This window comes from Pseudomonas sp. BP11-1-1, assembly GCF_052112105.1.
Classification (GTDB): domain Bacteria; phylum Pseudomonadota; class Gammaproteobacteria; order Pseudomonadales; family Pseudomonadaceae; genus Aquipseudomonas; species Aquipseudomonas alvandae.
Map to the genome: position 1 here is coordinate 103959 of NZ_JAUTYU010000012.1, position 21338 is coordinate 125296.

A 21338-nucleotide genomic window follows, 5' to 3' on the forward strand; every position below is an offset into this window, starting at 1 on the left:
GTGACTGACGTGTAGGGGCTTTTGTGGCGAGGGGATTTATCCCCGTTGGGCTGCGTAGCGGCCCCAAACCAGCCAACTCGGTATGTCAGAAAGATTGAGTTCACTGTCTTAGGGCTGCTGCGCAGCCCAGCGGGGATAAATCCCCTCGCCACAACGGTTGCGCTTCCTACTATTTCCGCTTGAGCATCTCCGGCAACTGCGCCACCAGTTTCTGGTTATTCAACGGCGCCCGAATAAACCCACGCTGAGTACCGTCCGGGCCGATCACGGCGAGGTTGCCGCTGTGGTCAACCGTGTAGTTGGGCTTGCTGGTGTCCGCCGGGATGAACGGGATGCTCACTGCGTTGGCGAGTTTCTGCAGGTCTTCCACCGATGAAGCGGTGAGGCCTTTGAACTGCGGGTCGAAGTAGCCCAGGTATTGCTTGAGTTGCTTGGGCGTGTCGCGGTTCGGGTCGACGCTCACCAGTACGATCTGCAACTTGGCCACCGCCTCGGGCGGCAGTTCGCTTTTGATCTGGCGCAGTTGGGCGAGGGTGGTCGGGCAGATGTCCGGGCAGAAGGTGTAGCCGAAGAACAGCAGGCTCCACTTGTCTTTCAACCCGTCCATCGCCACGGGCTGGCCGTCCTGGTCGGTCATTTTCACGTCCGGCAGGTTGCGGCTCTGGGGCAGCAGGATGATGCCGGCGTCGATCAACGCCGTCGGGTCACCCTGGCCTTTGCTGGAGAGCACCTTGTTGATGGTCAGGCCGAGGATCAGTGCGATCACGGCCGCGAGGATGAAGACGGTTTTCTGGGTTCGAGTCATAGGCTCAACAGTAAGTAATGGTCTACGAGCAGGGCGATGAACAGCAGGAACAAGTACCAGATAGAGTACTTGAACGTGTTGATCGCCGCGTGCGGCCGGCTGCCACGGTACAACACCACGGCCCATTGCAGGAACCGTGCACCCAGTACCAGCGCACAGACCAGGTAGATCAAGCCACTCATCTGGATCACGAACGGCATCAGGCTCACCGCCAGCAGCACCAAGGTGTACAGCAGGATATGGATCTTGGTGTAGTGCTCGCCGTGGGTCACCGGCAGCATCGGGATGTCGGCCTTGGCGTATTCTTCTTTGCGGTGAATCGCCAGGGCCCAGAAGTGCGGCGGGGTCCAGGCGAAGATGATCAATACCAGCAGCAACGGTTCGGCGCTGACATGGCCGGTGGCCGCGACCCAGCCCAGCAGCGGCGGTGCGGCGCCGGCGAGGCCGCCGATGACGATGTTCTGCGGCGTCGCGCGCTTGAGGAAGCCGGTGTAGATCACGGCGTAACCGAGCAGCGAGGCGAGGGTCAGCCAGGCGGTCAGCGGGTTGGTGAACACCAGCAGCATGGCTTGGCCGGCGACGGCCAGCGCCAGGGCGAAGGTCAGCGCGGCGGCCGGCGAGACCCGGCCCTCGGCCAATGGCCGTTTGTGGGTGCGGGCCATGACCGCGTCGATGCGGCGGTCCACCACGTGGTTGACCGCCGCCGCGCCGCCAGCGCACAAGGCGATGCCCAGGTTGCCGAACACCAGGACCGTCCACGGTACTCCGGCGCGGGTGGCGAGGAACATGCCGACCAGCGAGGTGATCAGCATCAGCACCACTACTTTCGGCTTGGTCAGCTCCAGGTAGTCGCGCCAGATCGCCTGACTGTGGCGTTCACCGGTCAAGGTTGCCATGGCATCTCTCCTTTTATCGTGATGGGCCCGACGCCATGTTTATGCGGATTGAAGCGCCAGCGCAGCGGGACTTGATGCTTGACCCGGACCAGGCTGGTGCGGGCGTGATAATTGACCAGCACCAGGGTCAGCAACAGTGCGGCGCCCCCGGCGTTGTGGGCCACCGCCACCGGCAGCGGCAGATGAAACACGACGTTGCTTATTCCCAAGGTAATTTGTGCCGCCAGTGCCGCGAGGACAAGGCCCGCCAGTCGGGTCATGCCCACCGTTTTCAGCTGCCAGGCGAGCCCCAGCAGCACGATCGTCACCAGTAGCGCGCCGATGCGGTGGGTCAGGTGGATGGCAGTGCGAGCGTCGCTGTCCAGTTGCCCGCCCAGGTAGTTCGGGCCGATGTGTTGGGTCAGGTGGAAGCCATTGGCGAAATCGGCGGGCGGCAGCCATTGGCCGTGGCAGGTCGGGAAATCGATGCAGGCCACTGCGGCGTAGTTGGAACTGACCCAGCCGCCCAAGGCGATCTGGCCGATCACCAGCAGCAGCCCAGCCGTGGCCCAGTGTTGCAGGCGCTTGGGCACGGTCAGCGCGGGTAATACGCCAGACAATCTCAGCGTCAGCAGGAACAGCAGGCTCAACGTCGCGAACCCGCCCAGCAAATGCCCGGTGACCACTTGCGGCCACAGCTTGAGCGTCACGGTCCACATGCCGAACGCCGCCTGGGCAAACACCACGGCGAGCAGGAACAACGGTAATTTCAACGGCAGGCCGGGGTGACGGCGGTTCATCCAGGCCCGGGCGGCGAGGGTGGTGATCAACAATCCCAGGGTCCCGGCAAAATACCGGTGGATCATTTCGTTCCAGCCTTTATGCGCTTCCACCGGCGTGTCGGGAAAATGCAGTTCGGCATGGGCCAGCTGGGCTTCGCCCTTGGGCACGCTGATGAAACCGTAGCAACCCGGCCAGTCGGGGCAACCGAGGCCGGCGTGAGTCAGGCGGGTGTAGGCGCCCAACAGTACGACAATCAATGCCAGCAGCGTGGCAAACAGCGCGAGGCGAAATCCAGGCTTGGCCATGTCGGTGCCCTCATCCGATGTTCGACAGTTTCAGCAGGTGGCGCAGGTCGTTGAGCAAGTCCTTGCCCTTGACCCGGGCGTCATAGCGCAGCACCAGGTTGCTGTGGGGGTCGATGATCCACAACTGGGCGCCGCCGGAGCCCTGGGCGCCTTTTTGGTAGGCCGGCAGGTCCAGCGGGTAGCGTTGCAGCTGAGGATATTCACGCTGCAATTGCGCGTCGTACTCGCTGTCCAGCGGCTGCGAGATGGCCAGGGCATGGCTGGCGCGGCCGGCCTCGCGACCCAGGCCGATCTGCACCTGCCGCGCCAGATAGACCAATTGGCGGCAGTCCACCGAACACTCCTGCGGCGCGGTGACCAGGATCTGCCAGCGCTGCTCGTCGGCCTGCACGCCGATGTCGGCGCGGGACTGGCCGTTGCCGATCAGCTCGCCGTGGTAGCTGCGGCTGTCGGGCACCCAGAACTGGAACTTGTACATGCCGGTGGCGAGGATCATCGGGCCAATCACGCCCAGCACGATCAACAGCAATTGCACGCGCCCCTTGCGACGGCTGCGGGCGTCGGGCGCTTCAGACGTGTTGGTTGGATTCATGGTGTTCCCCATGGTGTCTCCCTGCGTTGTGCCATCCGAGATAAAGGAAAAGGCCGAACAGCGCCGCCGCCATGGCGAACCACTGCACGGCATAACCGAGGTGTTTTTCCGGACCCATGGAAACCACCGGCCAGTCGGTCCGGTAGGCGCCGGGGCCGCTTTGTTGTCTTAATTCATAGGCGAAGCCGCCACGGTCCAGTTCGGCCCAGAGTTTCTGCGGCTCGATGGTGGTGACCAGCCGTGGCCACGGTGCGCTGGCCGGGTCGGCGTGAAGTTGGAACGTGGCGCCGGGCGCGACGTAGACCCAGGCTTGCAGGTCGACCGTCTGTTGCGGCGTGCTGAAGACTGGCGGGGTGCGGCGATCCGGCCACGGCAGCCAGCCGCGATTGACCAGCAGCCACAGCCCGCTGGCGTGGTCGAGGAATGGTTGCAGCAGTTCGACGCCCACCTTGCCGTCGTGCTGGCGGTTGTCCAGCAGGAGGCTGTGCTCGGCGTCGAAATGGCCACGCAGGCTGACCGGTCGAAAGGCCGGATCCGCCGTTTGCGCAAGCTCGGCGCTGTCCATCGGCTTGGCCACGCGGCGCTCGGCATAAGTGTCCATGAGCACACGCTTCTGTTCGCCCCGGCCCAATTGCCAGAACCCCAGGCACACCATCACCGGCACCAGCACGGCTACCACCAATGACGGCACGAGGCCCGGCCGGAAGCCTTTCATGGCGCCGCCCAAAGGCTATTGAACGAGATAGCTATACTCACCTGCATCGCGTCCCCCCGGAGTGTTCCTGATGCTCAAAGCAGCCATCGCCCTGATGCTGATCGCCACGGTTGCCAGCCTGTTCAGCGGCTTGTTTTTTCTGGTCAAGGACGAAAGCAATTCCAATCGCCTGGTCATCGCCCTGGCGATTCGTGTCGCCTTGGCCGCTGTCACCGTCGGCTTGATCGCCTGGGGCTTTTTCAGCGGCCAGTTGGTGTCGCATGCTCCCTGGTAAATAGCCGCCCTGGTAGCGGTTGCCTCAGAGGATGTAGACGAAGAAGAACAAGCCGATCCACACCACATCGACGAAGTGCCAATACCAGCTCGCGGCCTCGAAGCCGAACTGATGCTCGTTGTCGAAGTGCCCGCGCATGATGCGCATCAGCATCACGAACAAGATGATCGTGCCGATGGTGACGTGGGCGCCGTGGAAACCGGTGAGCATGAAGAACGTCGCGCCGTAGATGCCCGAGCCCAACGTCAGGCCCAGCTCTTTATAGGCGTGGATGTATTCCTCGGCCTGGAAACCCAGGAAGGCGCAACCCAGCAACACGGTGATCGCCAGCCAGATTTTCAACGCCCCACGATGGCCTTTTTTCAGGGCATGGTGGGCGATGGTCACGGTGACGCTGGAACTGACCAGCAGGATGGTGTTGAGCAGCGGCAAGCCCCAAGGGCTGATCACATCCTTGGGCGGTGGGAATAGCTTGGGATCGGGGTTGTTCAACAACGGCCAGACGTATTCGAAGTTCGGCCAGAGCATTTCCGATAAACCCTTGCTGCCTTCGCCGGCCAACCCCGGCGCGGAGATCGTGCGCACGTAGAACAGCGCGCCGAAGAAGGCAATGAAGAACATCACTTCGGAAAAGATGAACCAGCTCATGCCCCAGCGGAACGAGCGGTCGAGCTGGGCGCTGTACAGCCCCGCGCGGCTTTCCTTGATGACCGCGCCGAACCAGCCGAACAGCATGTAGGCCACCAGCAGGCCGCCGACGAAGAAGATCAGCGGCCCGTGGGATTCGGGGCGCGCCGCCTTCAGGTCGTTGAACCAGGTCGCCAGGCCGTACACCGTGACGAACATCCCGACCGTGGCGATGATCGGCCATTTGCTCTGGGCCGGGACGTAATAGTGCTCATGAGTTGCCATTTATTGTTCTCCTTATCGGGCACGCTATCGGTCAGTGTTTACAGCCACCGGAGGATGACGAGCAGTGATATCGAACAGCGTGTAGGACAGCGTCAGGTGCTTCACTTCCTTGGGCATGTCCCGGTCGACGATGAAGCGCATGGGCATTTCGATGCGTTCGCCGGGTTGCAGCACTTGCTGGGTAAAACAAAAACATTCGGTCTTGTGGAAATACGCCGCGGCGGTGCTCGGCGAGATACTCGGCACCGCCTGGGCGCTCATCGGCCGGTCGGTGGGGTTGTGGGCGACGAACACCATCTCGTTGACCGCCCCTGGCTTGACCACCAATTGGTCGCCCTTGGGGTAGAAGTCCCAGACCATGTCCACCGCATTGGTCGACAGGAACTGCACGCGGACTTGCCGCGATTCATCCACGGTCTGCTCGCCTTCGTACTGCCCGGCGGTCTTGCCGTTGATGCCGAACGCCTTGCACATCACGTCGTAGATCGGCACCAGGGCAAACCCGAAGATGAACATGGCCACCACCACCAGCAGCAGGCGGGTGACCAGTTTTTTCAGCGAGATCGAGTCAGCCATGATTCTGAACCCCTACAGATAACTCTGTGGGAGCGGGCTTGCTCGCGAAGCAGGCGCTACGGTCTAACAGGAACACCGCGTCATCGTTCTTCGCGAGCAAGCCCGCTCCCACATTCATTTCACTTCCGGCGGCGTGGTAAACGTGTGATACGGCGCCGGCGACGGCACGCTCCACTCCAGGCCTTCGGCGCCATCCCACGGCTTGGCCGGTGCTGCGGGGCCGCCGCGGATGGTCTTGATCACGATGAACAGGAAGAAGATCTGCGTGGTGCCGAACATGAACGCGCCGATGGACGAGACCATGTTGAAGTCGGCGAACTGCAGGTTGTAGTCGGGAATCCGCCGGGGCATGCCCGCCAGGCCGACGAAGTGCATCGGGAAGAACGCCATGTTCATGCCGATGAACGAGAGCCAGAAGTGCAGCTTGCCGAGGGTTTCGTCGTACATGTGGCCGGTCCATTTCGGCAGCCAGTAGTAAGCCGAGGCGAAGATCCCGAAGATCGCGCCGGGCACGAGCACGTAGTGGAAGTGCGCGACCACGAAGTAGGTGTCCTGGTACTGGAAGTCCGCCGGGGCGATGGCCAGCATCAGCCCGGAGAAACCGCCGATGGAAAACAGGATCACGAACGCCACGGCGAACAGCATCGGCGTCTCGAAGGTCAGCGAGCCCTGCCACATGGTGCTGGCCCAGTTGAACACCTTCACCCCGGTGGGCACGGCGATCAGCAGGGTCGCGTACATGAAGAACAGCTCGCCCACCAGCGGGATGCCGACCACGAACATGTGGTGCGCCCAGACAATGAACGACAGGAACGCAATGGCGGCGGTGGCGTAGACCATCGAGGTGTAGCCGAACAACGGCTTGCGCGAAAACGCCGGGATGATCGAGCTGACGGCACCGAAGGCCGGCAGGATCATGATGTACACCTCGGGGTGGCCGAAGAACCAGAACACGTGCTGGAACAGCACCGGGTCACCGCCGCCGGCGGCACTGAAGAAGCTGGTGCCGAAGTGGATGTCCATCAGCATCATCGTCACGCAGCCGGCCAGCACCGGCATCACCGCGATCAGCAGGAACGCGGTAATCAGCCAGGTCCAGACGAACAGCGGCATTTTCATCAGGGTCATGCCGGGGGCACGCAGGTTGAGGATGGTGGCGATCACGTTGATCGCGCCCATGATCGAGCTGATGCCCATCAAGTGGATGGCGAAGATGAAGAACGTCACGCTCTCCGGCGCATAGGTGGTGGACAGCGGCGCGTAGAAGGTCCAACCGAAATTCGGCCCGCCGCCCGGGGTGAACAGCGTCGAGACCAGCAGCAGGAACGCCGCTGGCAGCAGCCAGAAGCTGAAGTTGTTCATGCGCGGCAGGGCCATGTCCGGCGCGCCGATCATCAGCGGGATCATCCAGTTGGCGAGGCCGACGAACGCCGGCATCACTGCGCCAAAGACCATCACCAGGCCGTGCATGGTGGTCATCTGGTTGAAAAATTCCGGCTGGACGATCTGCAGGCCGGGTTGGAACAGCTCGGCGCGGATCACCATGGCGAACGAGCCGCCCAGCAGGAACATCGAGAAGGCGAACCACAGGTACAGGGTGCCGATGTCCTTGTGGTTGGTGGTCAGTACCCAGCGCATCAGGCCCTTGGCGGGGCCGTGGGCGTGGTCGGCGCCGGCATGACCGTGGTCATCGATCACAGCACTCATGTCCTGTCTCCTTCGAACGAGTGGGCTGGACGGCCCGGGGCGCTGAGCCCCGACCGGTTGCAGGAACAAGCGTCAGGCCGGCTCATTTGCTTTCCGCCTGTTTGAGTTCCAGCACTTCTTTAGGCGTAACCATGTCGCCCTTGTTGTTGCCCCAGGCGTTGCGTTCATAGGTCACGACCGCGGCGATGTCGACTTCCGACAGCTGTTTGCCGAACGCGGCCATGGCGGTCCCAGGCTTGCCGTGGAAGACAATGCTCAGGTGATCAGCCTTGGGCCCGGTGGCGATCTTCGAGCCCTTGAGCGCCGGGAACATCGGCGGCAAGCCTTGGCCTTCGGCCTGGTGACAGGCCACGCAGGTGGTGTGGTAGACCTTGTCGCCACGCTCGACGAGTTCTTCACGCGTCCATTCCTTGCTGGTCAGCTCCTTGAGCTGCGCGGCTTCGGCCTTGCGTTCGCCCAGCCATTTCTCGTAGTCGGGCTTGCTCTTGACCTCCACCACGATCGGCATGAAGCCATGGTCCTTGCCGCACAGTTCGGCGCATTGGCCGCGGTAGATGCCGGGCTTGTCGACGCGGGTCCAGGCCTCGTTGACGAAGCCGGGGATGGCGTCGCGCTTGACCGCGAAGGCCGGCACCCACCAGGAGTGGATCACGTCGGCGGAGGTCACCAAAAAGCGCACCTTGGCATCGACCGGCAGCACCAGCGGCTTGTCGACCTCCAGCAGGTAGTGCTCGCCCTTGGCGCTCTGGTTATGAATCTGTTCGGCGGGGGTCGCCAGGTTGCTGAAGAACTCGACGTCCTGGCCCAGGTATTTGTAGTGCCACTTCCACTGGTAGCCGGTGACCTGGATGTCGATGTCCGACTCGCTGGAGTCGTACATCTTGATCAGCGTGGCGGTGGCCGGAATCGCCATCAGCACGAGGATCAGGAAGGGCACGATGGTCCAGAGGATTTCGACGCGGGTGTTTTCGTGGAAATGCGCGGCGTTCTGGCCGGTTGAGCGGCGGTGCATCATCATCGACCAGAACATGGCGCCGAAGACGATGATGCCGATGACCACACAGATCCAGAAGATGGTCATGTGCAGGTCGAAGACTGCGTTGCTGATCTGTGTGGCTCCAGGCGCCATATTCACAGTCCAGGCCGCTTGCGCCTGACTGAAAATCGACCACAACAGGAGGCCCATCCATACGTGTGGATGTCGCGTCATTGCGGGTTCCCCTTATCGTTCTTGTTATCCCGTAGGCGTAAAGCCTGCGGCAAGGGATCGGCTTTTCAGACTGCTTAATTGACTCGCCGCGCCTTGCTGCACATGCAATCGGGTGTCATCAGCTAACTCCATTCCAACCCGAGTATAGACAGCACCTGCAACCTCGCAACGCGATGGCGTAAATCGTTTGAAACAGCCGGGGCTTGCGCTAGAGCCCACGAATGGAGAAGGATGCGAACCTGAGTGATGGCAAACCGATATAACGGCGACGCAGCAAGGAAGGGGCAGTTATGAAAAATAGGTCTTAGGAGTTTTTTTACGCCAGCTAAGTTATGTCATTCCTATTTCATTGCCTGTTGTTTCCTGGAGTTGTCATGAACACCGCCGCATTGCGCGAGCAGATCCAAAAAGCCCAGCAACATGAGGCCGAGACCGGCCTGTTGAGCCGTCAGCTGACGGCCCAGTTACCCACGCTGCACCCCGCCATCCAGCTACCGGATGCCAATGCCAATGACGTCCTGGCGCGGTTTGTCGCTGCCTACATCAACGAAGTGCCTGACTTGCTGGATGCGGCCAATGACGTCGCCAAGGAGGCGGGTATCGAGTCGCAGATCAAGCCCGTACTGAAGATTGCCGAGCAATACTTTCTCCAGCCTCCGACGATCATGGCCGGGCATGTCGGGCTCAACAGCCTGCTCGACGAAGCCTACCTGGCGCACCGCTTCGTCGAAGAGGTGAACGACCTCTACATCAAGCATTTCGGCCAGCCACTGATCCCCTTGGACATGACGGTCGCCAACCTGATCGCCCACCAGTTGATCGGTGAAGAGTTTGCCAACCAGCTCGATGAAGTGGTGCATCACACGTTCGATGAGATGCTCAACGATGAAACCTTTGCCTTGGAATCAGTAGAGGCCTATCGCGAGAAACTCAGCAGCCCGGCGACCGGCGCAGCCTGGAAGCGCTGGCCGTGCATGTCCCGACGCCTGGGCGTGGGCCTGGAGCTGGACCAGCCGGCGGCTTGATCCATCAGGCACACATAACCCCCTGTGGGAGCGGGCTTGCTCGCGAAGGCGGAGTGTCAGGCTACATCCAACTGACTGATCTACCGCTTTCGCGAGCAAGCCCGCTCCCACATGGGGGGCTGTGTTGCTGGTCAAGAGCCCTGCCGAAACAGGTCAGCTGGCCGCTGCGCCAACCCCCACCGTCGTGCGCAACCGTCCTTCCAACCGACGCTTGAGCCCGCGGGATTCAATCAGCAGCTTCGAACCTTTGCTGGCATTCGCCCGGCCCCATTCTTCGAGCAATTCCAGGCACGAGTGATCGATGTAGCTCAGGTTATTGAGCGGCACATGCACCGTCGCGCCTTCCGGGATGGAGCCCAGCACCTGGGTCAACGCCGGCACCTTGAGGAACGTGGCCGCACCTACCAGCCGCAGCTCCATCTCGCCTTCCTGCGGCAAGTCGATCAGGCTGATCTTCAGGCGCGAGGCTTTCCAGGCCAGTTTCACCAGGGTCAGGCCGAAGCCGATCAGCACGCCGGTCAACAGGTCGGTGAAGATGATCGCCAATGCCGTCGCGGCGTAGGTGAACATCGGCATCCGCCCATAACGGCCCAGGCTGCGGAATGCCTTGAGGTCCACCAGTTTGAAACCGGTATAGACCAGCACACCGGCCAGGCTCGCCACCGGAATGCTTTGCAGCACGCTGGACAGCAACAGCACGAACAGCAGCAGCCACAGGCCGTGGAAAATCGTCGACATCCGTGTGGTCGCACCGGCCTGGACGTTGGCCGAACTGCGCACGATCACGCCCGTCATCGGCAAGGCGCCGAGCAGGCCGCAGAGCATGTTACCGATGCCTTGGGCCGACAATTCCCGGTCGAAGTCCGCCCGTTCGCCACTGTGCATGCGATCCACGGCGGCCGCCGACAGCAGGGTCTCGGCGCTGGCGATGAAGGCCACCGCGAACGCAGCGATGAGCAACGTCGGATCGGCCAGGTTCAGCAAATCCGCCGGGCGCAGCCAGTCGATGGCTTCGGCCATATTTTCCGGAACATCCACGCGCTTGACCTGCAAGGCCAGCAACAGGCTGGCAAGCGTTGCCAGGCCAACGCCGAGCAGCGCGCCGGGGATGAAGCGCAGCGTATGAGGGCGAAATTTTTCCCACAACCACATCACCGCGATCGTCGACAAACCGAGCAAGCCGGCCTGCCAGCCAAAGGACGGCAAAGCCTGGGCGACTGCCGCAGGGAACGCCGCCAGGTTATCCAGGCCCGAAGGCTTGGGTGCCGCATCGAGCATCACATGGACCTGGGACAAGATGATCAGCACACCGATACCGGCCAGCATCCCGTACACCACGGCGGGCGCGGTGACCCGGAACCAGCAACCGAGGCGAAAGCGCCCCGCCAGCAATTGCAACAGGCCGGCCAGCAACAGGATCGGCCCGAGCATTGCCACGCCGTGCTGGCGCACGAGTTCGAAAACCAACACCGCCAACCCGGCGGCCGGACCGCTGACCTGCAGCTTGGAGCCGGCCAGGAAACCCACCACCAGGCCGCCGATGATCCCGGTGATCAGGCCTTTGGCCGGTGGCAGGCCCGACGCAATGGCAATGCCCATGCACAAGGGCAGCGCCACGAGGAATACAACCACCGAAGCCAGGAGCTCCCGTGGCAGAACAGCTTTTAATTGAGCAGCACGCATGGCGACTCTCCCGAAGTTTCTTCAGGCATGGCGAGGCCCTACCGCTCAAAAAGCGGAGGCTTGGAACCATGCAAGGATGTTGGGCTTCGTAGGTAAAGTGCCTGCGCGACGATCATGCTGCGTTGAAAACAGGCTCGGAATGCTCATTTACAACCCGTAAAGTCGAGCGCGACCCCGGCCGTTCCTCGCCTGCTTTCGCCTTGCCTGATCGCCGCTCGGCGACTTTCCCTACGAACCCCAGGAGTGGTTAGAAGCGCGCTTTGGGCGTCGCCACCGGTATCGGATGGCTGCCATCGAGCGGCAGGAAACAGCCCTGGTCCGCGTCAAAGGCTTTGATCTCGCTGGTCTCGATGTTGTACACCCAGCCATGGATGAACAACTGGCCGCTGGCCATGCGCGAAGCCACCGACGGGTGCGTTCGCAGGTGATGCAACTGCGCGATCACGTTTTCTTCGGTGAGGATGGGCATGGTCTGCTTTTCATCACCGCACGGGCAGTTGTCATGGACCATGGTCTTGGCGACTTCAGCGTGGCGCAGCCAGGCCTTGACCGTCGGCATTTTTTCCAGGGTATCGGGGTTGAGCACGGCACGCATGGCGCCGCAATCGGAGTGGCCGCAGACGATGATGTGCTGCACGCCGAGGGCCAGCACGGCGTATTCGATGGCGGTGGAAACGCCGCCATTCATCTGGCCGTAAGGCGGAACGACGTTGCCGACGTTACGGGTCACGAACAGGTCGCCAGGGGAGCTATGGGTGATCAACTCGGGCACGATGCGCGAATCGGCGCAGGTGATGAACATCGCCCGGGGTTTCTGGGCGGTGGCGAGTTTCTTGAAGAGTTCTTCCTGCTGGGGAAAGATCTCGTGATGGAAATGCAAAAAGCCGTCAACAATGTGCTGCAGCGCTGCATCGGCGGTTTCCGCCTCGGGTTGGGCTGAAGCCGACGCAGCCAACGGCTGTTTATCCTTGTCACTCATGATTCATCCTCTTTGAGACGCCAGTGGCTGGTTAAAAAACATCCAGGCCGAAGTGCTCGACCCGTCAGTCACTCGATGAACAAGGTAGCGGCCGAAACTTAACTCAAACTGAAATCGAAGGCTCTAGGACGCGTCCTACGAGGCGTAAACAAAGCGCCATGGACGTTTGCGCCTCGCAATGTTCAAGCTCAATTTAAAGCGAACTGTATTTAAATCAACGACATCTGCCGCCCCGGCGGACAGAAGGCTTCGCAATCGAGGTCGTAACCGTCGCGTCGTTCCATCCCCAGACGTTTAATCGCCTTGGCGAAGCGCTGGGCCAGCAAGTCCGCAAAAGGGCCTTCGCCGCGCATTCGCACGCCAAACCGGCTGTCATAAAGTTCGCCGCCGCGGCTCTGGCGCACCAGGCTCAACACATGGGCGGCGCGCTGCGGGTAGTGCGCCTGCAACCATTCTTCGAACAGCGGCGCCACTTCCAGGGGCAGGCGCAGCATGACATAGGCGGCATTCTGCGCCCCGGCGGCATGGGCTTCGGCCAGCAGGCTTTCGATTTCGCTGTCGTTGATCATCGGGATCATCGGCGCGCACAGCACGCCCACCTTGATGCCTGCCTCGCGCATCACTTTTATGGCCCGCAACCGCGCCTTGGGCGCCGCCGCGCGGGGTTCGAGAATGCGCTTGAGCTCATCGTCCAGCGTGGTCAGGCTGATCATCACGTGCACCAGGCGTTGTTGCGCCAATTCGGCCAGCAGGTCCAGGTCGCGCAGGATCAGCGAGCCCTTGGTAACGATCGTGACGGGGTGTCGATAGCGCAGCAGCACCTCCAGGATCCGGCGGGTGATGCGCTGCTCGCGCTCGATAGGTTGATAAGGATCGGTGTTGGAACCCAGCGCGATCGGCGCGCATTGATAGCCGCGCCGGGACAACTGTTCTTCCAGCACATCGGCGGCATTGGTCTTGGCGATCAACTTGGTTTCGAAATCCAGCCCCGGCGACATGTCCCAATAGGCATGGCTGGGCCGCGCATAACAATAGATGCAACCGTGTTCGCAGCCTCGGTAGGGGTTGATCGAGCGGTCGAACGGAATGTCTGTGGAGGTGTTGCGGGTGATGATGGTCTTGGCCGTTTCGATGCGCACTTCGGTGCCCTGGGTCGGCGGGACTTCCTGGTACCAGCCGTCGTCCTCGGCCACCGAGCGGCTCGGGGCGAAGCGGTTGTGCGGGTTGGTCGCGGTGCCGCGCCCGCGCGGTGGAAGGGTGGCGGACATGGGGATACTCCGATAGCTGTATGTGCATACAGTATTCGCTGGTTGCGGTTCAGGCCAGTGCCATTGGGCGGGTCACGGAACAAAGCCGACATTCACGCAATGCTGTTCACTTAAGGCAATCGACAAACCCGTGGCGAGGGAGCTTGCTCCCGCTGGGCCGCGAAGCGGCCCCAAAACCTGCCAGTTGCGGCGTATCAGACACACCGCCCCCGCCGGTTTACGACTGCTTCGCAGCCGAGCGGGAGCAAGCTCCCTCGCCACAGGGTCATCATTTTTCTTAAGTGAACGGCATTACGACATTCACGACGCTTTGACGTCCTGCTCACGGAGTTTTAACCGGGGCGAACCGAAACTGATCGTCACCACATTCCCTGGTTATCGGTCGCCTCCTGATGCTCAAGCTCTGTTTTCATTCGCTGTTCAGCCTGGCCTTGCTCGTGATACTTGCCGACTCGGCGGCCCAGGCGGGCGAGGTTGCCGAGACAAGGCCCGCCGAATGGGCCCAGCCGGTGGAAAAGCACTACAACCTTTATCGGATGTCGCCCACGCTATACCGCAGTTCGCTGCCGGATGGCGGCGTCTTGCCGTTGTTGACGAAACTCGATATCGGCACGGTCATCACCTTCCTGCCGGAGTCGGATAAGCGCTGGCTGTCCACGCCCGCCATCCAGCAAGTGAAGTTGCCCTACCGCACCAATCACGTCGATGACAGCGATATTCTCAGGGCCTTGCGTGCCATCCAGGCGGCCGAGGCCAAGGGCCCGGTGCTGATGCACTGCAAGCACGGCTCGGACCGCACCGGCCTGGTGGCCGCCATGTACCGGGTGGTTGTGCAAGGCTGGAGCAAAGAAGACGCCCTGGACGAAATGACCGAAGGTGGCTTCGGCGACAGCCATCACTTCAAGGACGGCGTGCGCTACATGATGCAGGCCGATGTCGACAAACTCCGCGTGGCGTTGGCGAACGGCGATTGCAGCACCAGCGTCTTTGCGTTGTGCTCGTTGAAAAGCTGGGTCAACTCAACGACCACCGCGCATCACCTCGACCCTCAAGTGCTGACGCCCGCTCGGTAGTCGGTCGCTTGCATGAACGCGGCGATGGATTCGGACAACGGCCGTGAATCCCCCGCCTCGTATATGGCTTCGCGCAGCGCCCGGCCTGTATGCCTATCGAACAACCCATTGCGCTCGAATCGCTCGAATACACGCCCGGCCAGGGTTTGCGACCAGAGGTAAGTATAGAGTCCGGCGCCATAACCTGTGACGAGGTAATCCAGCCCGTTGGGCCAACGTTCCTCGGGGGAAACGGGCAGATGCCCGACTTGCGCATTGACCTCATCGAATACTTGCTGGGCTGTGCGCCCGTCGCCATGGCTGCGGTGCAGCTCCATGTCGAATAACGCGTCTCGCAGCAACCGGGCAGCTTCCCAACTGGTTTGTCTGTTGAGATAGACCAACAACTGATCGGCGACGTCTTCCGGCAGGGGAGCGCCGGTCTCGTGATGCCTGGCTATACGGAGCAGGCATTGTCTGGAGAAGCACCAGCGCTCCAGCAGTTCGCCGGCAAACTCGGCAGCGTCCCGGGAAAGCTCGGAGATACCCGAGATGTCGCGATAGTCCGCCCGACTCAACACGTGCTGCAAGCAATGGCCGAACTCATGGAACAGGGTCCGCAGGTGCTGATGATCCAGTAACGTCGGCCTCGAACCGGAACCGCGTGGCAACCAGGCATGCAACGCCGCGACGGGGTAGCGCGGCCTGCCCTCTGCGGTGATGCGCCGGTTCCGCAGGGTGGAGGTGTGGGGGTAACCGTTGAGCCTGCCGTCTTCAAACGGATCGAAATAAATATAACCAAGGGTGTCGTCCCGCTCGCGAACTTCGAATAGACGCACCTTTGCGTGCCAGGCAGGTAGGTCCTTGCGCTCGATGAAGTCAATGCCGAATAGGTCGCGCGCGATCAGCAACAATTGCGAAAAGGAGGATTCCAGTTCAAACCAGGCGCTAGCCGTTTGTTCTGAAACGCCGGTCGTTTGGCGGCGAAGTTTTTCCGCCAGGTACTGATAATCCCAGGGCCGGAGTTCGCCGAAGCCTTCCTGCGCCGCGAAGGCCTTCAGTTGCTCAGCGTCCTGCTTGAAGACGCCTTGTTGTTGCCCCAGCTTCTCCATCAGGAACGCGGTGACCTGCTCTGGCGACTGCGCTTGCTCCGGCTCGATGGCCAGTTCGGCGTAATTCGAATAACCCAGCAGGATGGCGAGTTGATGACGGTCACTGAGCAACTGCCGCAGCACCTCGTTATTGTCGAATATGCCTGCATTGGGCCCTCGATCCGACGCCCGAGCGCTATAGGCGACATAGACCTGTTCGCGCAGGAGCCGGTTGTCGGCATAGCGAGTCACAATGCGAAACGATTCGTCTGTAAGCTTCAACAACCACCCCGCACGGCCTGCCTCACGTGCCTGGTCGGCCGTTTGCTGTATGAAGTACGCCGGCAAGCCCGACAAGCGGGCCTCATCGTCGAACGTTTGGCTCCAGGCTTTGTTGGCTTCTTCCAAGTGCTCCAAAAACAGCATTTCGGCGCCACGGATACGCAGCTTCAGGTCCCTCAACGCTTCTTGGGAGGCGGATGCCGTTGAGTTCTGGCGAAACCGGCGGAGGATCTTGCCCAGCGTCCTTTTTCTCGCCGGTGAGAAATGCGCGGCAATCTGGCTATCAGCCAAGCGTTGATAAAGCTGGAACAGCTCGGGGTCCTGCCTCAGCGAGCGGCGATAGTCATTCAGTCGCTCACGGCAATCGACTGAGACCTGCTTCCAAGCGTTTCCAGCCCTGGCGCAAACCAAGCGCTCCAACACGTAGCCGAAACCCTTCAGCCGCGCATGGATTTCATCCATGGCCAGCACCAGGTCGTCCCAGGTAGGAAAGGGCGTCTGAGTCTTGATGGTTTCGGCGACTTTGGCGCGGCTTTCGACAAGGATCTGGTCGAGGGCCGGGGCGAAGTGTTCGGCTTGAATGTCTGAAAATGGCGGCAGGTCGTAGGCCTGCAGCAGTGGGTTATCAGGGTGGCGCATGGATGGAGACTTCCTGTCAGTGGACGTGTCACGACAGTCTGGGCAGGAAGGCGAATGGCGCTGCGGTACATATTTATCGCTTCCGGGCCGGGCGGCCCGGAAGGTGATGCCGAAGATGTCAGTCGGTTTTTTTCTTCAACTTGGGGTTAGGGAAAAATTGCACCGCCTGGACTTTCGCGTCCGGCGCCTTGAGCGCCGAGGTGTTGACCCGGGTGCCCAACTCCTTGGGCACCGACAGGCCTTGCTCGTTGAGCGTGTCGGAATAACCGCAGGCCACGCATTCGCGGTGCGGCACGCCGTCTTCGTTCCACATCATCAACTTGTCCGGCTCACTGCACGCCGGGCAGACCGCCCCGGCGATGAAGCGTCGTTTGGTAATCACAGGCCCCTCGCTCATGCTGCCGCGTCCTCGCTCAGGCCGCTATGGCGCAAGAGTGCGTCAATCGACGGCTCGCGGCCACGGAAGTCGACGAACAGCACCATCGGTTCCTGGGAACCTCCGCGTGCCAGGATCGCCTCGCGGAAGGCGCGACCGGTGTCGGCGTTGAGCACACCGTCCTCTTCGAACTTGGAGAATGCATCGGCGGAGAGCACTTCCGCCCACTTATAGCTGTAGTAACCCGCTGCGTAGCCGCCGGCAAAGATGTGGGCAAAACTGTTCGGGAAGCGGTTGTAGGCCGGCGGACGCATCACCGACACCTCGTCGCGCACGCCTTCGAGCACTTCCAATACGCTGCGGCCGTCGCCGTGGGTGGCGTGCAGCTCGAAGTCGAACAGCGAGAACTCCAACTGGCGGACCATCATCAGGCCGGACTGGAAATTCTTCGCCGCGAGCATTTTTTCCAGCAGGTCCTGGGGCAGCGGCTCGCCGGTTTCGTAGTGACCGGAAATCAGCGCCAGGCCTTCAGGCTCCCAGCACCAGTTTTCCATGAACTGGCTCGGCAGCTCGACGGCGTCCCAGGCCACGCCGTTGATGCCGGATACGCCGGCATGCTCGACGCGGGTCAGCAGGTGATGCAGGCCATGGCCGAATTCGTGGAACAGCGTGGTGACTTCGTCATGGGTCAGCAGCGCTGGCTTGCCGCTGTCGGCTGGAGTGAAGTTGCACACCAGGTTGGCAACCGGGCTTTGCAGTTCGCCGTCGAAGGTGCGACGACGATCACGGGCGCCGTCCATCCAGGCGCCGCCACGCTTGTTGGCGCGGGCATAGAGGTCGAAGAAGAAGCGGCCGACGTGCTGGCCGTTTTCCTTGATCTCGAACAGGCGCACGTCCGGGTGCCAACTATCGAAACCTTTCAGCTCAGCGATCTCGATGCCGTACAGACGTTGCACGATGGTGAACAGGCCGCCCAGCACCTTATCGATCGGGAAGTACGCGCGCAGGGCTTCCTGGGCGACGCTGTAACGTTGCTGGCGGAGTTTTTCGCCATAGAAACCGCTGTCCCAGCTTTGCAGGTCGGGGCAGCCTTGTTCGGCGGCGAACGCCTTCAGTTGTTCCAGGTCCTGGGCGGCGAAGGGTTTGCTGCGCTTGGCCAGGTCACGCAGGAAACTGAGCACCTGATCGCTGGATTCGGCCATCTTGGTCGCCAGGCTCAACTCGGCGAAATTGGCGAAGCCCAGCAGGTGAGCCAGCTCCTGGCGCAGGTCGAGGATCTGCTCCATCACCGGGCCGTTGTCGTTCTGCCCGGCATTCGGGCCCTGGTCCGAGGCGCGGGTGCAGTAGGCCGCGTAGACTTCTTCGCGCAGGGCGCGGTCTTCGGCGTAGGTCATCACCGCGTAGTAGCTAGGGAATTCCAGGTTGATCAGCCAGCCATCCAGCCCTTTGACCTGGGCGGCAGCGGCCATTTGCGCCTTGGCCGAATCGGTCAGGCCGGCGAGGGCGGCCTCGTCGGTGACGTGCTTGGTCCAGGCCTGGGTCGCATCGAGCAATTGGTTGGAAAAGCGGCTGCCCAGCTCGGACAACTTGCTTTGCACCTCGGCGTAGCGCTTCTGCTGCTCGGGCGGCAGGTCGATGCCCGACAGGCGGAAATCGCGCAGGGAGTGTTCGAGAATGGTTTTCTGCGCCACATCGAAACCGGCCGCCTCGGGGCTGTTCGCCAGGGCTTCGAAGGCCTGGAACAGCTCGCGGTTCTGGCCCAGTTCGGTGGAATAGGCACTCAGCGCCGGCAGGCACGCCTCATAGGCTTCGCGCAGTTCCGGGCTGTTGCGCACGGCGTTCAAGTGGCTCACCGGGCTCCAGGCCGCACCGAGGCGATCGTTGAGCTCGTCCATCGCCAGCACCAGGCCGGCCCAGGTAGGCTGCTTGACTTGGGTCTTGAGGATTTCGGCGATGGCGGCACGGTTGTCAGCCAGGATCTGCTCGATGGCCGGTTGCACGTGCTCGGCACGGATCGCCGAGAATGGCGGCAGGTCGTAGGGCTGCAAAAGAGGGTTGTTCACGCTCACGGTTGACACCTTCGCTGGAAGAAACATGGGCCCATCTTAATTACAATCGACCTTCACCGCAGCTAGCAGCGCCTATCACCCGATAAGAGAGAGCCTATCGTGACCCTTCGCACGTACCAGAACCACAGCCCGCAGCTTGCCCGTGGGGCTTTTGTCGACAGCACCGCGGTGGTGATCGGCGACGTCGAAATCGGCGAAGACAGCTCCGTCTGGCCGCTGACGGTCATTCGCGGCGACATGCACCGCATCCGCATCGGCGCGCGCACCAGCATCCAGGATGGCTGCGTGCTGCACATCACCCACGCCGGCCCGTTCAACCCCGACGGCTTCCCGCTTTTGATTGGCGATGACGTGACCGTCGCCCACAAAGTCATGCTCCACGGTTGCGCCGTCGGCAGCCGGATCCTGATCGGCATGGGCAGCATCGTCATGGACGGCGCGGTGGTCGAAGACGACGTCATCATCGGCGCCGGCAGCCTCGTACCGCCGGGCAAGCGCCTGGAGAGCGGTTTCCTGTACGTCGGCAGCCCGGTGAAACAGGCCCGCCCGCTGACCGACAAGGAACGCGCGTTCTTCACCTACAGCGCGGCGAACTACGTGAAGCTCAAGGACCTGCACCTCGCCGAAGGCTACGAGCAACCCTGAAGCGCCGAGTGAACCATTGTGGCGAGGGGATTTATCCCCGCTGGGCTGCGCAGCAGCCCCCCAAAAAAACTGAATGTGACAAACCAGGCACACTGCGGTGGCAGGTTTCGGGGCTGCTGCGCAGCCCAGCGGGGATAAATCCCCTCGCCACAGTTTCATTCATGCCTGTTGAGTGAACTGCACGATCACCTAGGACCCAACATGCACTACCAAACCGTACTCTTCGACCTCGACGGCACCCTCACCGACCCACGGGAAGGCATCACCCGTTCGATCCAGTTCGCCCTCAGCAAACTGGGCATCGACGAACCCGACCTCACCCGCCTAGAACACTTCATCGGCCCGCCGCTGTTGCAAGCCTTCATGCAGTTCTATGACTTCGACGAAGCAAAAGCCTGGGAAGCGGTGAACTTCTATCGCGAACGCTTCAAAGTCACCGGCCTCTACGAAAACCGCGTGTTCGACGGCGTCATGCCCCTGCTGGAAACCCTCGGCGGCCAAGGCCGGCAGCTCTACATCGCCACCTCCAAACCGTGGGTCTTCGCCCGGGAAATCGCCCGCCACTTCGACTTCGCCCGGCACTTCAAAGTGATCTACGGCAGCGAACTGGACGGCACCCGCACCAACAAAGTCGAGCTCATCGCCCACCTCCTGGCCGAAGAAAGCCTCGACCCGGCCAACACCCTGATGATCGGCGACCGCAAACACGACCTGATCGGCGCCCGCGACAACGGCCTCGACGCCGCAGCGGTGGGGTATGGGTTCGGCAGTTTTGAAGAACTGAACGCAGAAAACCCGGCGCACCACTTCCAGACACTGGAAGAGCTGCACCGGGCGTTCCTGCGAACCTGAAAAACTAAAGCCAAGCGAAAAGTGGCGAGGGGATTTATCCCCGTTGGGCTGCGCAGCAGCCCTAAAACAGTGGACTCAATTTTGCTGGTACACCGAGTTGCCTGGTTTGGGGCCGCAGCCCAGCGGGGATAAATCCCCTCGCCACAGTGGCTTGCGGTGTGGCGGTTAGCGGGGATCGACGTTATCCAACGCCCGATTCGCCAGCAACGACCCCAGCTCGATCAACTGCTGGATCCCAAGCAGCACGTGGCGGTTGGAGCCTTCCATATCGAAAGCCAGTTCACTGACCATCGCATCGGCTGACGCCAGGGTTTCGCTGAGGTTGGCCAGCAGGCATTCGTTGTCGAGGTCTTTTACGACGGTGAATAACTGGCCGGGCTTGATGGTTTCTTTTGGTTTTGCTGGTTTGGGCTTTAGATAAAAGTCCAATGCGCGGGTAGCGGCTTCTTCGAGTTTTTTTGCGTTGAGGCCGTCCAGATAAGGAGAGTTGGGATCTGCTTCTGGAGGGTTTGGCGTTATTTTGAACATAGCTGGAATCCTTGAGTTAGGCCGCGACCCAGTCCCTACTAAAAGAAGGGTGGCGGCTGTGCGCAGGTTAGTAGACCGGGGATTCCAGCATTGCC

The 21338-nt window shown here is 61.6% G+C and carries 21 protein-coding genes; 5 read left to right on the forward strand and 16 right to left on the reverse strand.

What is annotated here, in order from left to right; all coding sequences use genetic code 11:
- Positions 1–169: 169 nt before the first annotated feature.
- Genes Q7C33_RS21180 through Q7C33_RS21200 form a run of 5 tightly spaced genes read right to left on the reverse strand, consistent with a single transcriptional unit; the run spans position 170 to position 4075 of the window.
- A complete protein-coding gene (locus Q7C33_RS21180; protein WP_030139140.1) occupies positions 170–805 on the reverse strand; it encodes an SCO family protein in 636 nt (211 codons plus the stop codon).
- Entirely contained in the window at positions 802–1701 is a 900-nt protein-coding gene (cyoE, locus tag Q7C33_RS21185) for a heme o synthase (protein WP_030139141.1), read from the reverse strand. The genes Q7C33_RS21180 and cyoE overlap by 4 nt, the downstream gene beginning before the upstream one ends.
- Complete coding sequence (locus Q7C33_RS21190; protein WP_407684109.1) at positions 1689–2768, reverse strand: COX15/CtaA family protein; 1080 nt, start codon at positions 2766–2768, stop codon at positions 1689–1691. The genes cyoE and Q7C33_RS21190 overlap by 13 nt, the downstream gene beginning before the upstream one ends.
- Positions 2769–2778: 10 nt before the next feature.
- Complete coding sequence (locus tag Q7C33_RS21195; RefSeq protein ID WP_030139143.1) at positions 2779–3372, reverse strand: hypothetical protein; 594 nt, start codon at positions 3370–3372, stop codon at positions 2779–2781.
- A complete protein-coding gene (locus tag Q7C33_RS21200) occupies positions 3338–4075 on the reverse strand; it encodes an SURF1 family protein (RefSeq protein ID WP_030139144.1) in 738 nt (245 codons plus the stop codon). The genes Q7C33_RS21195 and Q7C33_RS21200 overlap by 35 nt, the downstream gene beginning before the upstream one ends.
- A gap of 70 nt (positions 4076–4145) precedes the next feature.
- Here Q7C33_RS21200 and Q7C33_RS21205 point away from each other — a divergent pair, with 70 nt between their 5' ends.
- Positions 4146–4349, forward strand: coding sequence for a twin transmembrane helix small protein (locus Q7C33_RS21205; RefSeq protein ID WP_030139145.1), 204 nt, complete (start codon positions 4146–4148; stop codon positions 4347–4349).
- 24 nt (positions 4350–4373) lie between these two features.
- Here the strand turns inward: Q7C33_RS21205 and Q7C33_RS21210 are convergent, their stop codons facing one another.
- The 4 genes from Q7C33_RS21210 to coxB form a co-directional block, all read right to left on the reverse strand.
- On the reverse strand, positions 4374–5261 hold the full coding sequence (locus tag Q7C33_RS21210; RefSeq protein ID WP_030139146.1) for a cytochrome c oxidase subunit 3: 888 nt from the start codon (positions 5259–5261) through the stop codon (positions 4374–4376).
- Positions 5262–5285: 24 nt separating this feature from the next.
- Positions 5286–5837 carry a cytochrome c oxidase assembly protein gene (locus Q7C33_RS21215; protein ID WP_198796081.1) on the reverse strand — a complete coding sequence of 184 codons (552 nt, stop codon included), beginning with the start codon at positions 5835–5837 and terminating at the stop codon, positions 5286–5288.
- A gap of 114 nt (positions 5838–5951) precedes the next feature.
- A complete protein-coding gene (gene ctaD / locus Q7C33_RS21220; protein ID WP_030139148.1) occupies positions 5952–7544 on the reverse strand; it encodes a cytochrome c oxidase subunit I in 1593 nt (530 codons plus the stop codon).
- A gap of 82 nt (positions 7545–7626) precedes the next feature.
- A complete protein-coding gene (gene coxB, locus Q7C33_RS21225) occupies positions 7627–8754 on the reverse strand; it encodes a cytochrome c oxidase subunit II (RefSeq protein ID WP_030139149.1) in 1128 nt (375 codons plus the stop codon).
- A gap of 374 nt (positions 8755–9128) precedes the next feature.
- On the opposite strand from coxB, the gene Q7C33_RS21230 reads away from it, so the two are divergent.
- Entirely contained in the window at positions 9129–9779 is a 651-nt protein-coding gene (locus Q7C33_RS21230) for a hypothetical protein (protein ID WP_407684110.1), read from the forward strand.
- A 153-nt stretch (positions 9780–9932) separates the two neighbouring features.
- On the opposite strand, the gene Q7C33_RS21235 is transcribed toward Q7C33_RS21230, so the two are convergent.
- From Q7C33_RS21235 to Q7C33_RS21245, 3 genes are all read right to left on the reverse strand, one after another.
- Positions 9933–11462, reverse strand: a complete 1530-nt coding sequence (locus Q7C33_RS21235; RefSeq protein ID WP_323155537.1) for a SulP family inorganic anion transporter — start codon at positions 11460–11462, stop codon at positions 9933–9935.
- A gap of 247 nt (positions 11463–11709) precedes the next feature.
- Positions 11710–12441 (reverse strand): carbonic anhydrase, encoded by a 732-nt coding sequence (locus Q7C33_RS21240; protein ID WP_030139152.1) that lies wholly within the window; start codon positions 12439–12441, stop codon positions 11710–11712.
- A gap of 209 nt (positions 12442–12650) precedes the next feature.
- The gene (locus Q7C33_RS21245) at positions 12651–13709 is read right to left on the reverse strand and encodes a PA0069 family radical SAM protein (RefSeq protein WP_030139153.1); all 1059 of its coding nucleotides are present in this window, start codon (positions 13707–13709) and stop codon (positions 12651–12653) included.
- Between the two features lie 392 nt (positions 13710–14101).
- On the opposite strand from Q7C33_RS21245, the gene Q7C33_RS21250 reads away from it, so the two are divergent.
- Complete coding sequence (locus Q7C33_RS21250; protein WP_407684111.1) at positions 14102–14782, forward strand: phosphatase domain-containing protein; 681 nt, start codon at positions 14102–14104, stop codon at positions 14780–14782.
- On the opposite strand, the gene Q7C33_RS21255 is transcribed toward Q7C33_RS21250, so the two are convergent.
- The 3 genes from Q7C33_RS21255 to prlC form a co-directional block, all read right to left on the reverse strand.
- Positions 14758–16773: a M3 family metallopeptidase gene (locus Q7C33_RS21255; RefSeq protein WP_407684112.1), complete on the reverse strand. Its 2016-nt coding sequence runs from the start codon at positions 16771–16773 to the stop codon at positions 14758–14760. The two genes, Q7C33_RS21250 and Q7C33_RS21255, sit on opposite strands and share 25 nt — an antisense overlap.
- Positions 16774–16891: 118 nt before the next feature.
- Positions 16892–17170: a YheV family putative zinc ribbon protein gene (locus tag Q7C33_RS21260; protein WP_018600854.1), complete on the reverse strand. Its 279-nt coding sequence runs from the start codon at positions 17168–17170 to the stop codon at positions 16892–16894.
- Entirely contained in the window at positions 17167–19218 is a 2052-nt protein-coding gene (gene prlC / locus Q7C33_RS21265; protein ID WP_407684113.1) for an oligopeptidase A, read from the reverse strand. The genes Q7C33_RS21260 and prlC overlap by 4 nt, the downstream gene beginning before the upstream one ends.
- Positions 19219–19317: 99 nt before the next feature.
- Here prlC and Q7C33_RS21270 point away from each other — a divergent pair, with 99 nt between their 5' ends.
- On the forward strand, positions 19318–19863 hold the full coding sequence (locus Q7C33_RS21270; protein ID WP_407684114.1) for a gamma carbonic anhydrase family protein: 546 nt from the start codon (positions 19318–19320) through the stop codon (positions 19861–19863).
- Between the two features lie 201 nt (positions 19864–20064).
- Entirely contained in the window at positions 20065–20715 is a 651-nt protein-coding gene (locus Q7C33_RS21275; RefSeq protein WP_258648624.1) for an HAD family hydrolase, read from the forward strand.
- Positions 20716–20880: 165 nt separating this feature from the next.
- Here the strand turns inward: Q7C33_RS21275 and Q7C33_RS21280 are convergent, their stop codons facing one another.
- Positions 20881–21243: a DUF6124 family protein gene (locus Q7C33_RS21280; RefSeq protein ID WP_030139159.1), complete on the reverse strand. Its 363-nt coding sequence runs from the start codon at positions 21241–21243 to the stop codon at positions 20881–20883.
- Positions 21244–21338: the final 95 nt, after the last annotated feature.

Excerpts from the sequence above, each read along its gene's own strand:
- Q7C33_RS21205 (WP_030139145.1), top strand. The coding sequence starts at position 4,146 with ATGCTCAAAGCAGCCATCGCCCTGATGCTGATCGCCACGGTTGCCAGC.
- Q7C33_RS21275 (WP_258648624.1), top strand. The coding sequence starts at position 20,065 with ATGCACTACCAAACCGTACTCTTCGACCTCGACGGCACCCTCACCGAC.
- Q7C33_RS21245 (WP_030139153.1), bottom strand. The coding sequence starts at position 13,709 with ATGTCCGCCACCCTTCCACCGCGCGGGCGCGGCACCGCGACCAACCCG.
- Q7C33_RS21230 (WP_407684110.1), top strand. The coding sequence starts at position 9,129 with ATGAACACCGCCGCATTGCGCGAGCAGATCCAAAAAGCCCAGCAACAT.
- Q7C33_RS21210 (WP_030139146.1), bottom strand. The coding sequence starts at position 5,261 with ATGGCAACTCATGAGCACTATTACGTCCCGGCCCAGAGCAAATGGCCG.
- Q7C33_RS21260 (WP_018600854.1), bottom strand. The coding sequence starts at position 17,170 with ATGAGCGAGGGGCCTGTGATTACCAAACGACGCTTCATCGCCGGGGCG.
- Q7C33_RS21235 (WP_323155537.1), bottom strand. The coding sequence starts at position 11,462 with ATGCGTGCTGCTCAATTAAAAGCTGTTCTGCCACGGGAGCTCCTGGCT.
- Q7C33_RS21280 (WP_030139159.1), bottom strand. The coding sequence starts at position 21,243 with ATGTTCAAAATAACGCCAAACCCTCCAGAAGCAGATCCCAACTCTCCT.
- Q7C33_RS21200 (WP_030139144.1), bottom strand. The coding sequence starts at position 4,075 with ATGAAAGGCTTCCGGCCGGGCCTCGTGCCGTCATTGGTGGTAGCCGTG.
- Q7C33_RS21215 (WP_198796081.1), bottom strand. The coding sequence starts at position 5,837 with ATGGCTGACTCGATCTCGCTGAAAAAACTGGTCACCCGCCTGCTGCTG.
- Q7C33_RS21250 (WP_407684111.1), top strand. The coding sequence starts at position 14,102 with ATGCTCAAGCTCTGTTTTCATTCGCTGTTCAGCCTGGCCTTGCTCGTG.
- coxB (WP_030139149.1), bottom strand. The coding sequence starts at position 8,754 with ATGACGCGACATCCACACGTATGGATGGGCCTCCTGTTGTGGTCGATT.
- cyoE (WP_030139141.1), bottom strand. The coding sequence starts at position 1,701 with ATGGCAACCTTGACCGGTGAACGCCACAGTCAGGCGATCTGGCGCGAC.
- Q7C33_RS21190 (WP_407684109.1), bottom strand. The coding sequence starts at position 2,768 with ATGGCCAAGCCTGGATTTCGCCTCGCGCTGTTTGCCACGCTGCTGGCA.
- Q7C33_RS21195 (WP_030139143.1), bottom strand. The coding sequence starts at position 3,372 with ATGGGGAACACCATGAATCCAACCAACACGTCTGAAGCGCCCGACGCC.
- Q7C33_RS21180 (WP_030139140.1), bottom strand. The coding sequence starts at position 805 with ATGACTCGAACCCAGAAAACCGTCTTCATCCTCGCGGCCGTGATCGCA.
- ctaD (WP_030139148.1), bottom strand. The coding sequence starts at position 7,544 with ATGAGTGCTGTGATCGATGACCACGGTCATGCCGGCGCCGACCACGCC.
- Q7C33_RS21255 (WP_407684112.1), bottom strand. The coding sequence starts at position 16,773 with ATGCGCCACCCTGATAACCCACTGCTGCAGGCCTACGACCTGCCGCCA.
- Q7C33_RS21240 (WP_030139152.1), bottom strand. The coding sequence starts at position 12,441 with ATGAGTGACAAGGATAAACAGCCGTTGGCTGCGTCGGCTTCAGCCCAA.